The sequence below is a fragment of the Nostoc sp. JL23 genome (assembly GCF_017115065.1).
GTDB classification, from domain to species: domain Bacteria; phylum Cyanobacteriota; class Cyanobacteriia; order Cyanobacteriales; family Nostocaceae; genus Nostoc; species Nostoc punctiforme_A.
Genome location: NZ_JABXKN010000035.1, coordinates 1 through 15,854 on the forward strand (window position 1 = coordinate 1; position 15,854 = coordinate 15,854).

Consider the following 15,854-nt stretch of genomic DNA (forward strand, 5'->3'; position numbering starts at 1 on the left):
TTACCATATTTTGGGTTATTTTTATCGGATTTTTCTTAACATTCAACACTTTTGGATCCGGCTCTCAATAATGAGGTATTTATTGCAGCAATAACTGCTGTAGAAATTATAGCAGCAATTACCAGGCGATCGCGCAGTGGAAGTATTAGCATTACAGATGCAACAGTAACACGCAATCAATTCAAAATTGATTTACAGAAAGACTATCAAATTGTTGAAATCACAGAGAATATCATTAATTCTGGAATGGTATTTTCTGAAATTTATGGTTTAAGAGGTTATGATGCTATCCAACTATCAGTAGGTCGTGCAGTCAATACTATTTGCATTGCTAATGGATTATCTCCTATTACCTTTGTGTCCGCAGATAATGAGTTGAATGCAGCAGTTGTAAGTGAGGGATTAATGATTGAAAACCCTAATAATCGCCCATAATGCATACTCAACTGTGATATTTACTACTGAGATTTATGTAGTACGTTGCACTGTAATGATTTATTAATTGCTGCGATCGCTTTAGCAAATGACCTTACCCTTGTTACCCACAACACCCGTGAATTCAGCCGTATTGACGGCTTAAAGTACGAAGACTGGGAATAGCTGCGGATGAATTCATACATTAATTGTAGCCGTTATGCTGAGAGAGTTAGCTTACTAGTTTCTTTATTTACAATGAAATCTAAACAGCCATGTGCATACTGTAATCGTACAGATACAAAGCTTACCAAAGAACATCTTTGGGCACGTTCTTTGCATCAACGGCTCCAAAAGTCGAGAGGAGATAAGCAGCACTCTTTCTGGCTTTCCCGATTGGATAAAGTAGTTGAGACTGAACCCAAACTTAGAGATGTTTGTGATATTTGCAACAATGGTGTATTGTCTCAACTTGATGCTTATATATGTGCTTTATGGGATAAATATTTTTTTCGTATTCATGAGCGTGGAGAGTTCGTAAATTTCTCATACAATTATGATTTACTATGTCGATGGCTTTTAAAGCTGTGTTACAATTCGGCACGAATCCATAAATTTGATGATTTTGTATATCCACCGCTAGTTCCATACATACTTAATGCCTCTAGTCCTATAGTTGAATTCGAGCTTTTTCTACAAATTGTACCTCCTGGCTTCCTCTCGGTATCTGAACTTAAGGAAACGGGATTACCATACAACAAAGCATTGCGCTGGGAACCGGATATTCATAGAATTGGTTTTGCACAGTTTATATCAAATGATGGGCGCAAAAAAATTCTTCGTGCGATTCATTTGAGATCGTATTCTTTTTTCTTAGCATTTTTTCAGCCAGGAACTACAAAATCTGAAATCAACGAGTTTATCTCGATTTTTTTACTGCAAAAGCAGGAGGTCAAACACATATCACCTAGATCAGATTCTGTTGTATTGCTTTGTGATGGTATGGATGCGCTAGAATCTTTTCAAGGTTCTCATAGTAAGTTTATAGCCGGATAACCTGCGATCGCACTACTCCTAACTCATACATTGTCCCAAAGCACAACACATTCAACCCAGGTTCATTCACTCAAAAACAACGCCGCTATAAATTTCCGCCATCGGCAATTCAATACTAACTGAATCCAAAGAAATAGATAGCTCTAAGCCGCTAAAATCACTGAGCAACCAACCTTTGGCTTGTTTACTATAGCGTTCTACAAAAGGTTCATCCTGCTCGACTAATAAATATTCGCTAAAACTGTCAATTGAGCGATACATCCGAAATTTACTGAGTCTGTCGTAATCTGCGGTGGAAGGAGATAAGACTTCAACAATCAGCACGGGATTTAAAACTTCATCTAAACGATCGCCATTTAGTTGTGGTTCGCCGTCAAAAACCATTACATCTGGATATACTCCGCGTCGATGTTCAGGAATCCACAGCCGTAAATCGCTGTTAATTGGCTCGAATTGAGTATCGCGGAGCAAAAACTTCAGAAATGCAAAAATATTGCCACCGATGCGGCTGTGTTTGAGCGTTCCTCCAGGCATGGGTACAATTTCTCCATCTCGATATTCGCTGCGTCCTTCGGCTTTTTCTTCGATCGCGCGATATTCATCCAAGCTGTAGCGGCGCGAGATGGTAGAAATCATAGGTCGTAAGCGATCGCATTGGCTATAAGACAACAATATTATTTTGTCACAGATTTGCTTGTGAAGTGATATCGTCCTGCAATGCGATGTCTACGCATCTATCAACTGTTTTGAACCATCCAAACTAAAAATCCGAGAATTTGTTCCACAGGTGGAAGGGGATAATCTGTCAAGTCGATGGTGACAAGATTATCCTCCAGCTTCAGGAATCGCCATTGTGTACCACTGCTAATAGAACCATATATTACGGCAACTGGACGATTTTTTGCGGCGTTGAATCTTTGTGCTGCAACCATTTCTGCAATACATTGTCCAAACCCAGTTCTTAAATCTGCTTTTTTTGCTTCTACAATCACAATTGCAGGTGCTTCAATTTCTAGTACTTCCGGCGAACGACTTAAAAGAAAATCACACATTCCATTAAGTCCAACTGCCTCATCAACTGTAAAATCTTCCCCAGAGAATAAGCTAATTTGGCGATTTAATATTCGTCTAACTTCTAATAATACTGGGTAAATAATTCCTTCGGAACGCGCTTTTTCACTTGCTGAAGAAACAAGTGACAGACTTTCTTCAAGATATGCCGTCAGTGTAGCAGATGCTTCAATTGGTTCAATAGCAGGAATAAATCGCCCACCTTCTTGCGTTTTTAACCCGAAAGCTTCTTTAACTTTACTGATAGTTGTAAACTGACTATAAGGCATAATTGCTAGAAATCATAAGTCGTAACCATTGGTATAGCTCACCGTCGGCATCACACTGGCTATAAGACAACAATATTATTTTGTCACAGATTTAAGTTGTAAATTAATAAATAGACATATCAAAAAATTAAATATGCTTTATTCAAAACCCTTGTAGAGATGTAGTACTGCCACGTCTCTTTTCACTTTTTATATGAAAAGTCTATGAAAAGTCTGTTTGCGATCGCTACTCGCAAACAGACTTAACTTTTTTATACTTCTAATTAAGCTTGATCCCAAAGCTGACGTACATAATCAGGGAGCGCGCCAGCAATTTCCTGAATCCGCTCTGGGGAAAGTTCGTCTTTGGTAGCAGAAAATACCGCTTTAACTGCCTGTTCTGCCTCGACTGATCCTGGAACCCCTCCTTCATTAGCAACTCGCGTTAGAAAGAGCTTGGAATCAATTCCAATGGGAGCCGGGCCTTTTAAAGGTTGACGGATTTTACTTAAAAATCTCACAATCGGATTGGTGTCTTTCCAGAGTTCAGCCACTTCAAACTGGAGTGCTTTTTCATCTGTAGGTATAGCTTCTGTATGCAGTTCTGACTCGACGCGATCAATTGTGTCCGCGGTCATTAAGTCACGCATGACGCGATACACAACTTCTGTAAAGTCTCTTGCGTCATACAAATCCGCAAATCCGCTTTTAACCATAACCTTTTCAAGAAAGGAGTGATGTTCGTCAGCGATCGCAGTTCGAGTATCTTCAATCTCTGTTGGGTCAACTTCTGGAATATTTGTTCTAAAACTTTGATCTGGCATTGTTTTTCTTGTGGTTATTAATTTTGAGTCTTTATGCTTACCTTATGTAAGGTCGCACAAATCAAAAACCCTTAGTATCATCCAGAAGTTTGAGATACCATTTATTCAAAAGTTAGAAATTCATCTGATTTGCATGGATACAGGTAGCAGGACTACCCCCCAGTAAAGGTTCTGGATAACACATATTTAATTTCTGAAAATATCATATCTATTGAGTAGAGCAATATTCTTAGTGTTTTTGCTCGTTGTAAACATCGCCCATTGGTATCAAAAAACAGTCAAAATAGATGAGTTAGTATAAAAGCAGCCAAAACAAAGATGGTAGAAACAACAAACGTTGAAATTCACACTTCCTATGTCAAAGTACCTAACAATGGCTTAAAAATCGATGCTTACTTAGCTCAACCAGCACAAAATGGAACCTTTGGCGCAGTTATAGTTTTTCCAGAAATTTTTGGCATCAATAGTAATATTCGAGATATCACCGAACTAATCGCTAAACAAGGTTATATAGCGATCGCCCCGGCGATGTATCAACGTACTGCTCCCGGTTTTGAGGCTGATTTTAGCGCTGAAGATGTTGGGTTTAGTCCAGAAGCCTATCGGTTGGGTTTGGAGTACTATCAACAAGTAAAATATCAAGAGATATTCAGCGATATTCAAGCTACCATTACTTACCTCAAAACTTTACCCAATGTCAAAGATGATGCCATCGGTGTCATTGGTTTCTGTTTTGGCGGTCATGTTGCTTATATGGCTGCAACTTTACCCGATATCAAAGCCACAGCTTCGTTTTATGGTGGCGGGATTACCACTGCTAGTTATGGTGAAGAGACTCCAACCATTAATCGCACCTCGGAAATTAAAGGTACTATTTATGCATTTTTTGGCACAAGAGATGCATTAGTTTCCCAAGAAGAAAACGAGCAAATTGAAGCGGAATTAAAGAAACATCACATAAATCATCGTGTATTTCGATACGATGCCGGACACGGATTTTTCGCTGGATTCTTCAAAGACCAATACCCATTTTTAGCCCAGCACCCAAGTTATAACCCAGAAGCGGCTCCTGATGCTTGGCAACATGTTTTAGAACTGTTTCAAAATCACTTGTAATCCGGCTGATCGTAAATATCGCACTCATTTAACAAGAGTGCGATACTGTTACTTTTAACCTTTTGAGTTTTTAAGCAGTAATTGACAACCACATAAAAACGGGTTTGGACTGTCTGTGCGATAGTCTGCAAGCACTTCAATGGGGAGCTTGCTATTGTAAATCAATTCGTCATAATCCATCAATGCATCCCACTTGATCTTGCCAGTGGGGAAGCCTAGCTGTGAAGAACTATCAGATATTAATTCTTGCCATTTCTGAATCTCTGGATCTTGGGATTTGCAGTAATCGAGAATGGCAATCAAGGCACCAGGCTTAGTAACTCGCAGGATCTCTGCAAGGGCGCGGACTGGATCGCTAACGACACAAAGGGTAAATCCCGATGCTGCTGCATCAAAAGTATTATCAGGAAAATCAAGATTGCAGAGATCCGATACCTTAAAGATGATGTCTGCGGATACCAGCTTTTTACGTGCTTCATCCATCATCTTCTCAGAAAGATCGACACCGACGACACTTACACCTTCAGGATAGGCTGGAAGATTAAGACCAGTTCCTACCGCAGCATCCAAGGCAGTTTGTCCTGGCTTTAGCTGCAAGGAAGCAATTAAGGGTTCGCGTTCGATATGCCAGTAACGCTTCATAATTGCGTCATAATCCACCGATCCCTGATCGTAGGTTTCAATCACCTGGTGTATTTGCATAGATTTTGTAACAAACAGAACTACTGATTTGAACTATCTGTTCAACTGTATAAGCTGTTAGCGCCCAAAAATTGTATATTCTCTTACCAATAAAAAAACTTCATTGTATATTCTCTTACCAATAAAAAAACTTCATAATAGACATATTCTCTGATATCCTTTGACCGAACAATATCTATAGCAGCGAAGTGACAAGAGCGGTTGGTGTATTATCAAAAATAGCGATGCCTCCGGCGGGCTACGCCTACGCACCAATGGCACTGTTACGATAATGCAGAGTGATTCCCCCTAAACAGCATTGTTCAAGCTTCGTAAATTGGCAAAGGTATTGTTACTTACAGCACTTGACAAGTCAATGAAGTACACCCCTCCTCAACTTAAAATCTGCTGTATAATCCAAAACTCTCTACATCTTCCTGTTCCCCCCAGCCTCAGCCATAATTCAGAGTTCAACCATTCGTGAGCCGCAGAGGAATCTGAATGATAAACTCGGTTCCTTTTCCAGGAGTTGAGAAGCACTCCAGTTTACCGCCATGTTTTTCTGCGACGATTTGATAGCTAATGGACATACCCATTCCGGTTCCTTTGCCAATGGGTTTGGTGGTGAAAAAGGGATCGAATATTCGTTGCTGAAATTCTTTAGAAATACCGACTCCGTTATCAGCGATCGCAACTTCTAACCAAGTTGAATTAACTATCGATGTGCGAATCTTAATTCTACTAGGATTGTTCTCTATCCCCTGATAGGTAAGCTTGGCATTATTTTCTTCTAAGGCATCAATCGCATTGACTAAAATATTCATAAATACCTGATTGAGTTGTCCGGCATAGCATTCTACTAGGGGTACAGTGCCATAGTCTTTAATCACCTCAATTTCAGGTTGTTCTGGTTTAGCTTTAAGGCGGTGCTGCAAAATCATCAAAGTACTATCGATGCCTTCATGAATATCGACGCGTTTAAATTCCGCTTCATCAATGCGAGAGAAATTCCGCAGCTACAGTACTATTTGACGAATGCGATCGGTACCCACTCTCATCGAAGACAACATTTTTGGCAAGTCTGACTGCAAAAACTCTAAATCGATGTCTTCAGCAACCGTTTGAATTTCATCAGCAGGGTAGGGATTATATTGCTGATACAACTGCATCAGTGCTAATAAATCCTGGGTATATTCCTGCACATGGGCGAGGTTGCCATGAATAAAGTTGACTGGATTATTAATTTCGTGTGCGACTCCAGCCACTAATTGTCCCAGACTAGACATTTTTTCACTTTGAATAACTTGAGATTGAGTACGTTGCAATTCCCCTAATGCATTTTTAAGTTCAGTAGTGCGTTCTTCTACCCGTTCTTCTAGTTCTTCTTTGCTTTTCTCTAAAGCAGTAAACGATTCATGCAGTTGTCCTGCCATGTGGTTGAAAGAGTTAGACAGGGTATTAAGTTCTCGAATACCGCTAGTTTCTACTGTCTGACTTAAATTACCAAATGCCATTGCTTTACTTGCCTGATTCAGCCGCAAAATCGGGCGGATAATCCAATGAGAGGTAAACACGCCCATCACTGAGGCAAGGACTAATGCGCCAAAACAAAGGGCGATGGTAGTGCGCGTGTTGGCGTTAACTTGGGTCATGAATGTGTTTTCTGGCACACTCACCACCATCAGCCAATTCAAACCATACTTGTCACGCCAAGGTACAATATCTACAAAATGCCGTTTTCCTTCCACCTGAAGTTGAAAATCTGTGTCTTGGGTGATAGACCCAAACCCAGAGGTTTGGAAATGTCTGGCAACGTTCTGGATTATTGGGTCAGAACTGTCGCTCGCTCGCAATCGCCGGATCTCTTGATTAACCACGACAAAAGGCTTCTCTGTACCGGAACTGGCAATTAATGTGCCATCCCGCTCCAAAAGGAACACCTGCCCAGACTGACTAATATCCAAACTGCGTAAAAAATTGCTGAGTTTTAGTAGGTGAATGTCTGTTGCAATCATTCCTAATAAGCGATTTTGCGAATCATAAATCGGACGACTAGCAGAGGCGCTGATGTAAGGTCCCGTTGGAAAATTTGCAGTCACAATCTTTGCCCAAATAGGTTTACCAGCAGCGATGGGTTGGGTATACCAAGATTCAGTAAAATTGTTCCAAGTCCATCGAGTATTTATTTGAGTTCGATTACCTTGATTATCTGTGGCATAAGTGGAAGTATTATTGGGAAGCTTGGCAGTCCAATCATCAATGGTAATAGTTTTGCCATCATAACGAGCAGCTCCTAGCCCCTCACCTGTCGTTAGTCCAATACCAATATAAGTTAGGTCATAAGCCTGCATCTGATCCCAGAAATACTTGCCAAGGGTTTGGCGATGCCTACGGCTGGCTTTGCCTACGCCCACATCCAATAGTCCCCTACGAATAGCATCTGCGTTGATCTGATTAAGGGTTTGCGGAATGGAAAGATAAGACTTCAGATGCTCGTCCACTAGATCGCTGGTGCGATCTATCAACTGTTCGGCTAGGTCGTTAACTGCTCTTTGTCCATTTTTAAAAGACAAATAACCCACTAAACTGACCGCTGCAAAAATTTGGATAAGGAAGGGAACAATAAGAACAATCTGTAATGGGAACGCCTTAGCTTTTCTAAAATAGGGAGTCTTCATTGCTGGAAGCTGAAAATTGTGCTGATTTGATTTGCTTTTATAGTTCCCAAGATGTTCGCATACTCACCTTTTTTTAAATTTTTTTGTCAAGTCAAAAGCGTCTATAGGGTGGAATGTTACTTCCTCAAGCAAAAATTGCTGCCCAAATTCCCAACTTCTACCCTCCGGGTGTCTGTAAAAAGTCAGGGATCTAAATCCAGCGATTTAGTAAGTGACATTTAGATGTAGAGTGCGTTGCAGGGGTTTTTTCTCCTGTATTGCCTTGTTTCCCCACAGGGAAATCAGGCATTGCCCGCCCAACTGGCTGACTCCCAATTGTCGCTGCTGGCGTGACACAAAAAAATCAGAGTTTGAGATGTTCTAGATATTAGTAATAGCATTAGCACAAAATTTGTTTTTTTATTAATTCCATGATTTCAACTTTTAAATTGGGAGTAATTTATGCAGCAATTTCAAGTAACATCAGATAGTTTGAATATACGTTCAGCACCGATTATTGATGAAGCTAATCAAATAGCAGCTCTTCCAAAAGGATGTATTGTATCTAAAATTAAAAATTCGGATCATGAAAAGTGGTGGAGGGTTGCAACTATTCTTGAAGGAAAAACTTTAGAAGGTTTTGTCGCTCAAAAATTCCTGAGTCCAGTCACAAAATTTTCTATCAAGACTGTGCTTAAAATTGGTGAAATTCCCATTCTCCAGGCAAATGGAGAATCTGCATTTTTCTATGAAGCAGGGATGAGCATTAATGCTGATGGTGCGCCTAATGCTTATCACCCCGCAGATACAGGGATTGATTTTTTGGCAAATGCTGGGTATTCAGATAACTGGTGGGCACTCGCTGTAGATAAAAATGGCAATCCATTTATTCAAGGCAGTACTGATCCATATCCTGGATACTATATTTCTACAACTGCATTATTTGACTCTGGATTTGTTAAACAAAATCCACGTCGCTATGTTGATTCAACAAAGATTCCGTATATTGTTCTTCCGGGAAATGGTGATTTTAGAAAGGCTACAGGGGTTAAATTAGGAGATTTTGTAGTTGTTTACAACACTAACAATGAAAAACTTGCTTTTGCAATTTATGCTGATGTTGGGCCTAAAAACCAGATTGGAGAGGGTTCAATAGCTTTGTCTCAGGCTCTGGGAAACGATCCATTAGTACAATCAAGAGTCAGGCGAGGAATTCCCAAGGATATCGTTTATATTGTTTTTCCGGGTTCTGGGAATGGACAGCCAAGAACAATTTCAGAGATAGAAGCTGAAACTAAACGATTCTTTGAAATATGGGGTGGCGTAGAACGGATAAAGTCTCTATAAAAGTTTACCTGATGGAAATTTAGTTGCAGTAGAGACGTAGCAGTGCTACGTCTCTTTTTCTGAGAGCGATGTCTACGCAATCATTTTTGCTTGAAAAAATGTTTGAGTAGAATAGCATATTCTAAGTTGTTGCTGCTGGTTTCTTTCCATTCTTGCTCTCCACACTGGCAACGAATGACGGTTGCTCATCATTGAGAATTGGCAACTCCCCTCGCAGTCCCTTACGACGCTGATTTTTAGGAACTCCTCCCGCCATCCCGTACTCCACACTGCTTTTGCCATATCGAGTCCCCACTGCCATTAGCATGTGTTCTGTCATATCTCCCAACTCGCCTTCTGTTTCCAGCATTTCACGATACAATTTATCCAAGCTGGAAAGGGCACTGTTATATGCATTTTCTCTAGTTCGCATCGTTTCGATTAGAGTAGAAAAGGCAGGTAAAGTAAGTCCATTGCCTAAATCTAAACTTGGATCAATTGAGTTGATGCTAGCCGCACGACGCACTGCTTTTTCTAGCACTAGAGAAGTTCTTTTTCTCCGAGCCATGATCTACACCTTCTAATAGAGTACGGTTAATATTCTTTACCTTAAAAGGCTTACGTATAGTTCAGCCTGAGAGAATTCTGGCAAATCTGCAATGGTTTTTGCTACAAGCGCGATATTTGTCATGAATGCGCGAAATACTGAAATGAGAAAGCAAACTGGGGTTTGAGAAAGTAAAAGCTGCTTTTGCTTGCGGAAAACACCAAAATGAGAAAGTAAAAGCTGCTTTTGCTTGCGGAAAACACTAAAATGAGAAAGCAAAAGCTCATTTTGAGTAAGTAAAAGCTCATTTGACTTGCGGAAAACACCAAAATGAGAAAGTAAAAGCTGCTTTTGAGTAAGTAAAAGCTTATTTTGCTAACTAAATTTGACTTTATCTATATTTTTGCGCTGCAATGACTAGTTTTGATCGTTGTGATGGTAGTGCGATCGCAAAACATAGTGCCTCAAGGGAGCAATCCAAACAACTGCTAGAAATTGCTAAAACATGACTAAAGCTCGGTTTTAGGTGAACCAAGCATGGATTGAAATTTTATTTGATGATCGTCATGACGCTTAGAGGATGTTTGAAAAGTTCTTAGTGATGTATCAAATCTTTTTAGATCCCCCTAAATCCCCCTTATAAAGGGGGACTTTGATTCCAGTTCCCCCCTTTTTAAGGGGGGTTAGGGGGGATCAATAAGTGCAAAGATACAGCCAACTACTTTTCAAACAACCTCTTAGAAGATGTTTTAAAAGCCCTAAAAGTTATAATTTCGCAGTTCTGCGTGGGTTAAGTACAACGCCAAATTCAGGTTTTAGCTATGTACTAAGATGCAATACTTTCCTAACTATGAGAGCAAAAAAACCTTTTAAAACATCATCTTAGAGAAACGCAATTTAAGAAAGCAAAGAAATTTTACTTGCGAGTTAAGTTTAGCAGTTCTTTTGGAGAAGCAAGTAAGTCAATAGCCACGAAGTAAATTTGACCTTGAGGATCGAGTAAAAATCGCCAAGCAATGTTCATCCCAACATTACCTCCAAACCAAGGAGTTTCGACCGTACCAGTAATCTTATGCTGTGTATAACCATCTTCGATAGTTTCCGAAACGCCTTTGGTTGGCTTCATCACTAACCCTTGTCCCTCATCTCGTAGATAGGAAGTGATTGCTTCTCGACCAACAATTGGTTTTTGGAATGGTGGTTGCAGCGCACCATTGTTAGCAAATAAAGCAACAGCAGCTTCAAAGTTATCTGCATTCATCGCTTCAATGTATTTCAGCACTGTCGGTTCTGTAACTCCCTCAATAGTAAATTGGGGGCTTAGGGATGTACGTGGAAACTTAAAGTTTATGACTTCTGCCTGTTTGTTATCAGCCACAGACGGATCGAAGCCCATATTTACTACAGTATTGCGTAGTACAGTAATTTGCTGACTCTGATCGATTCTCTGAACAGCTTCTAGCACTGCTTTAACTTGAGTTGACATTTGATAGCCAACTGGCATAGGAGCAACGATACCCTCTTTCATCCACTCTCCTAACTGCCACCAGAATCCCAGCTTGGCATTGACACCAAAGTATGCATAGGAACGGCTAATAGGGGTATCAGCATTACTCGCTAAATCACTCATTAATTGCGTTTGCTCTTCATGAGACATCCGCTTAATATCGTTGAATATACCTTCCATTAATTGGAGATTAGCTTTTCCGGGAGCAGCTGGAGTAATTGTACGACCGATTTCAGCGTAGGCATACCAAAGAAATGCTAGTTGATCCTCAATGTTGAGTTTAGCAAACATTGCTGTAGTAGCTGGAACAGCATCTGCCACTTGAGTGCTAGAGAAAATATTGCGTGCGGAATCGATAGTATAACTCATGCTTATTACCTTAAAGATTTAGCTATTCAGTAGTTGCTTTCGGCTACAATTTTGCAGCTTAGGGAATAAATCTAGAGCATTTTTCCTCAATGACACAATTATCTCTAGATATTCAAATCCGAATTATTATCATTCACTATGGCATCATAACTGCTAAACGTTAACAAAAGACTAAGCTTTAGAATATTTATCTGATGAATATCATTGAAGAAAATGTATATCCACTATTTTTTCAAATTCATAGTTTAATAAAAGTTTTATTTGGAAGAATATATCTTCCTAAAGAAAGATATGTGGGTATATAGTATCTATCTATATAGATAAATGTATCTGCATTTTAGACCTTTTTAGCAATAAAAATACAATTGCTCAATTGCTCAACTTTGTTTAAAACTGTCCGATAGTATTTCGGATAGTGAGGCACATCGGGGGATGCAGGATTTCTGCCAGATTTATATTCCACCAGAGGCTATTGCTTGAGCGATCGCAGATGCAATCGAACAACCTGATGACATGGATGTTAGCAAAATTCTTATGCGCGTCACCGCCAGCCCTTATTGATTTTAAAGGGTCGGATACTAGGTTAAATAAAAATTTATTTTATTTGCGATCGCCGTTTAGTTAGGGGATGCTTTGCCTCAATTCGTGAAGCCAATTGTTTTGAGGTTATCTGTAGGGCAATATAGTCAGTCAATGTTACCTGGACTGGATTAAATAATTGATTATACCTAAAATTATCAAATGAGCCGGGTAGAAGAGATAGAACCATTTAGCTCGCGAACCTTGTTGACCATTAAATTGAAAAACAATGAATCCCGCAAGAATTGCCCAACCTTGAAATATATTAAGCATGGATAGGATTACTAAAATAAAAAAGTGAAAAATGCACCAGTAGAGCAACCATACTTTGGGTTTGAGTTTGTCTATTAGGGACATCAAGAAAATTACTCCAATCCCATAAGTTCCATATTCAACGCCCAAGCCCTCGGCAACTGCTGCACACAAGCCAATAATTATTAATTGCTGCCATAATTCTGGGTAACGCTTTACTAAGCGCAACATTACAAGTCCAAGAAGAAGCGTGAACAGAATATTAAGTGATAAGCTCTGGAAAACAATACTATAGATTGGCTGAGATATTATTGCTGCAATTAATAGCCTCCTCCCATAGCGGTGTATATTATGGGTATGTTTTTCGCCTTCAGCCAGAAGCCATGCAAAGAGGGGAAAGCTCAATCGCCCCAATAAGTGCAAGATTACCAACTCTGGCATTAGCAAATAGCACACATGATCCATAACCATGAATACTGCTGCTAAAATTTTAATGCTAAAAGCTGAAACTTTAATCACAACGTTACAGTTACCTTGGATTCCTTGATATAAAATCCCGAAAATTTTATTTAATATAAGAGTTATTCAAAATACTAGCAATTTGATAACATTAACAAAAAGGGCAATGTCTTACGACGGGCTGTGACGTTCCAGCGTCGCTCTAAGCGTACTCCTACGGAGAAGCAAGCTACGCCAAAGGCTTTACGCTACGCTATCGGTGACGCCCTCTTCAGCATAAAATGCAGAAACACTATGGCAAAGCGTAAAAAAAGTAATCTTCAGTGGATAAAAGAAACGCTTGAACTAAAACCTGACCATCGCTGGGAATCTCCATCAGGCTACAAAATTTTTGTTGCAGATAGAGGCGCTGTTCGCTTGAATGTTCCCCAAAGTTGGGTTTTTGAGCCGCAAGAAAAATCTTTCAAGTTCCTCGATAAAAAACCACCTAACGATGATTGCTGCTTAGAAGTATCTTTTAATCGCCTGCCACCCAACGACTGGAGCCAGTTTCCGCTAAAATCCACCTTGAAGAAAGTCCTGGAAGACGATAGCCGCAACATCATTTCCAAAGGAGAAATTATTACCGTCAAGCGTCAAACCGCCAGAATTGTCTGGACAGAGATGAAGTTCATTGATGTTCAAGAAGAACCACGGGAAGCTTTTTCGCGGACTTGCATTGGTTTGGGGTCAAATGTTCAGTGCTTGATTACATTTGATTATTGGGCAGATCAAGCAGAACAACTAATACCCGTTTGGGATGAAGCGATGCGTAGTCTCACATTAGGGTTGTATATTCGTGACCCCATGACTGGTTTAGCTTTTCCAGACTGAGCTACAACAAGGAATTGTAAGCATCTATCAAATTCAAGCGTGTAGCTCATCGTAGACTTTGAGCTACTTATTTTTTGCGGAGTTGGGGCAAATTAATAATACTCCTGCTTTCAATATTTTGTGAGAGGAACTATGCTAACAACAACTCGACAGCAGCGGTTTGATGCAATTGTGATTGGCTCTGGAATTGGTGGGTTGACAGTTGCCGCGCTCCTATCTAAGCTTTATCACAAAAGCGTTTTAGTGTTAGAACAGCATTTCACCCCTGGGGGATTCACTCATACCTTTGAGCGCAAGGGAAAATTTCTTTGGGATGTTGGGCTGCACTATGTGGGAAATATGGGAGATGGAGGCACTGGCAAAGCTGTGTTTGACTATCTCACCAATGGCAATTTGAATTGGCACAAGATGCCCGATCCGTTTGAAAAATTTGTCTACCCGAACTTCACCTTTGAGGTTTATTCTGACCCTAATCGCTTTCAGTCTGATCTAATCCAGCGCTTTCCTCGCGAGCAGACAGCCATTCGGCGGTACTTTAAGGATGTCCAGAAAGCGGCATTTTGGTTTGGGGCGCATTCAATGTTGGAGCTATTTCCGGTATTGCTGCATCCTCTACTCAGGCGGTTTGTTCGTCATTTTGGGGCCATTGCTAGACAAACGACCCAGCATTATTTGAACAGACATTTTCAAGATGCCCAACTCAAAGCATTACTGGCTTCCCAGTGGGGAAATTATGGCTTACCGCCATCCCAAAGTTGCTTTGGCATTCATGGTGCGATTGTTACCCATTATTTTAAGGGCGGCTGGTATCCTGTGGGTGGGGCAAAGGCGATCGCGCAAGCCATTATTCCCGTGATTGAACAAGGGGGTGGTGTCGTCATCACCCAACGCCGAGTCACAGAAATCTTGTTGGAATCCGGGGTGGCAGTGGGAGTGAAAGCCCAAAATACAGCACATGCCAAGGCAGACATGGAAACGTACTTTGCACCTATTGTGGTGTCTGATGCCGGAGCCTTTAATACTTATGTGAAGCTGATTCCACCCAACTACCCCCTGGCAGAGCGCCAGAAAATTCAAGCGTTTCCAAAAGGTAACAGTATGGTGACGGTATATTTAGGGTTAAAAGAGAGTCCACAGCAACTAGGGTTTCAGGGCGAGAACCATTGGATTTACACGACCTATAACCACGACGCAATTGTCCAAGATCCACCCATCTCTGCTGATAATTTACCTAAATTCTGCTATCTCTCATTTCCATCGCTGAAAGATCCATTAGCTGAGGGGCATACGGCAGAAATCATTGCCTACGTTAACTATGATTTATTTTCGCAGTGGCGGGAACAATCCTGGCGACGGCGAGGTGCGGATTACACTGAACTGAAAGCCCAAATTACCCAATCCCTGATTCAGTTAGTAGAGCGCCACTATCCTGGCTTTCAGGATTTGATTGAGTATGCCGAACTCTCGACTCCACTGACGGTGGAACACTTTGATGCTAGCGATCGCGGTGCTATCTTCGGCATTCCCTGTATTCCTGAACGCCTGGATCAATCCTGGATCGGGGCTAGAACACCAATTAAAAATCTATACCTGACCGGAGTCGATACACTTTCACTCGGCATTATGGGAGCGATGATGGGTGGAGTGAAAACAGCAGGTGTTTTAAATGGAGCATTCGGCTTTTTTAAGATTATGACAACCATCATGAGAAGGTGACAGAGAAAGCTTTACGAGTATATGACACAATACGGTTCAGTTAAGGCTAAAACTCTTTATCAAAGTCAATTTTTTTAACGAACCGCAGAGGCACAGAGAGAACAGAGAGAGGAAAAAATGCTTAACTGAACCGTATTGGTATATGACATTGATAAACCC

13 protein-coding genes and 2 pseudogenes are annotated in these 15,854 nt (G+C 40.6%); 7 read left to right on the forward strand and 8 right to left on the reverse strand.

From position 1 onward, the window contains the following. Positions 1 to 51 precede the first annotated feature (51 nt). The 3 genes and pseudogenes from HWQ42_RS06250 (at position 52) to HWQ42_RS06260 (ending at position 1,470) form a co-directional block, all read left to right on the forward strand. The gene (locus HWQ42_RS06250) at positions 52 to 435 is read left to right on the forward strand and encodes a type II toxin-antitoxin system VapC family toxin (RefSeq protein ID WP_292810262.1); all 384 of its coding nucleotides are present in this window, start codon (positions 52 to 54) and stop codon (positions 433 to 435) included. Positions 436 to 489: 54 nt separating this feature from the next. Then, positions 490 to 600: pseudogene (locus tag HWQ42_RS06255) on the forward strand (type II toxin-antitoxin system VapC family toxin); the annotation flags it as partial. A 6-nt stretch (positions 601 to 606) separates the two neighbouring features. Next, positions 607 to 1,470, forward strand: coding sequence for a hypothetical protein (locus HWQ42_RS06260; RefSeq protein WP_292810264.1), 864 nt, complete (start codon positions 607 to 609; stop codon positions 1,468 to 1,470). A gap of 66 nt (positions 1,471 to 1,536) precedes the next feature. On the opposite strand, the gene HWQ42_RS06265 is transcribed toward HWQ42_RS06260, so the two are convergent. The 3 genes from HWQ42_RS06265 to HWQ42_RS06275 all read right to left on the reverse strand — a co-directional run bounded on the left by HWQ42_RS06265 (position 1,537) and on the right by HWQ42_RS06275 (position 3,613). Beyond that, positions 1,537 to 2,106, reverse strand: a complete 570-nt coding sequence (locus tag HWQ42_RS06265; RefSeq protein ID WP_292810305.1) for a Uma2 family endonuclease — start codon at positions 2,104 to 2,106, stop codon at positions 1,537 to 1,539. Between the two features lie 101 nt (positions 2,107 to 2,207). Further along, positions 2,208 to 2,810: a hypothetical protein gene (locus HWQ42_RS06270; RefSeq protein ID WP_292810266.1), complete on the reverse strand. Its 603-nt coding sequence runs from the start codon at positions 2,808 to 2,810 to the stop codon at positions 2,208 to 2,210. A 263-nt stretch (positions 2,811 to 3,073) separates the two neighbouring features. Beyond that, a complete protein-coding gene (locus HWQ42_RS06275) occupies positions 3,074 to 3,613 on the reverse strand; it encodes a DUF2267 domain-containing protein (RefSeq protein WP_292810268.1) in 540 nt (179 codons plus the stop codon). Between the two features lie 318 nt (positions 3,614 to 3,931). On the opposite strand from HWQ42_RS06275, the gene HWQ42_RS06280 reads away from it, so the two are divergent. Next, positions 3,932 to 4,729 carry a dienelactone hydrolase family protein gene (locus tag HWQ42_RS06280; RefSeq protein WP_292810270.1) on the forward strand — a complete coding sequence of 266 codons (798 nt, stop codon included), beginning with the start codon at positions 3,932 to 3,934 and terminating at the stop codon, positions 4,727 to 4,729. Positions 4,730 to 4,783: 54 nt separating this feature from the next. Here the strand turns inward: HWQ42_RS06280 and HWQ42_RS06285 are convergent, their stop codons facing one another. Continuing rightward, positions 4,784 to 5,431, reverse strand: a complete 648-nt coding sequence (locus HWQ42_RS06285) for a methyltransferase domain-containing protein (protein ID WP_292810272.1) — start codon at positions 5,429 to 5,431, stop codon at positions 4,784 to 4,786. Between the two features lie 449 nt (positions 5,432 to 5,880). After that, positions 5,881 to 8,088, reverse strand: a pseudogene (locus HWQ42_RS06290) (ATP-binding protein). A 441-nt stretch (positions 8,089 to 8,529) separates the two neighbouring features. Between HWQ42_RS06290 and HWQ42_RS06295 the strand changes: the two are divergent. Then, entirely contained in the window at positions 8,530 to 9,414 is an 885-nt protein-coding gene (locus tag HWQ42_RS06295; RefSeq protein ID WP_292810274.1) for a glycoside hydrolase family 75 protein, read from the forward strand. 121 nt (positions 9,415 to 9,535) lie between these two features. Here the strand turns inward: HWQ42_RS06295 and HWQ42_RS06300 are convergent, their stop codons facing one another. The 3 genes from HWQ42_RS06300 to HWQ42_RS06310 all read right to left on the reverse strand — a co-directional run bounded on the left by HWQ42_RS06300 (position 9,536) and on the right by HWQ42_RS06310 (position 13,166). Beyond that, a complete protein-coding gene (locus HWQ42_RS06300; protein ID WP_292810276.1) occupies positions 9,536 to 9,961 on the reverse strand; it encodes a hypothetical protein in 426 nt (141 codons plus the stop codon). 895 nt (positions 9,962 to 10,856) lie between these two features. After that, positions 10,857 to 11,816 carry an orange carotenoid protein N-terminal domain-containing protein gene (locus HWQ42_RS06305; protein ID WP_292732386.1) on the reverse strand — a complete coding sequence of 320 codons (960 nt, stop codon included), beginning with the start codon at positions 11,814 to 11,816 and terminating at the stop codon, positions 10,857 to 10,859. A 696-nt stretch (positions 11,817 to 12,512) separates the two neighbouring features. Beyond that, on the reverse strand, positions 12,513 to 13,166 hold the full coding sequence (locus tag HWQ42_RS06310) for a TraX family protein (RefSeq protein WP_292810278.1): 654 nt from the start codon (positions 13,164 to 13,166) through the stop codon (positions 12,513 to 12,515). 234 nt (positions 13,167 to 13,400) lie between these two features. Between HWQ42_RS06310 and HWQ42_RS06315 the strand changes: the two genes are divergently transcribed. Both HWQ42_RS06315 and HWQ42_RS06320 read left to right on the forward strand, forming a co-directional pair. Next, on the forward strand, positions 13,401 to 13,979 hold the full coding sequence (locus HWQ42_RS06315) for a hypothetical protein (protein WP_292810281.1): 579 nt from the start codon (positions 13,401 to 13,403) through the stop codon (positions 13,977 to 13,979). A 132-nt stretch (positions 13,980 to 14,111) separates the two neighbouring features. After that, positions 14,112 to 15,695 carry an NAD(P)/FAD-dependent oxidoreductase gene (locus HWQ42_RS06320; protein WP_292810283.1) on the forward strand — a complete coding sequence of 528 codons (1,584 nt, stop codon included), beginning with the start codon at positions 14,112 to 14,114 and terminating at the stop codon, positions 15,693 to 15,695. Positions 15,696 to 15,854: the final 159 nt, after the last annotated feature.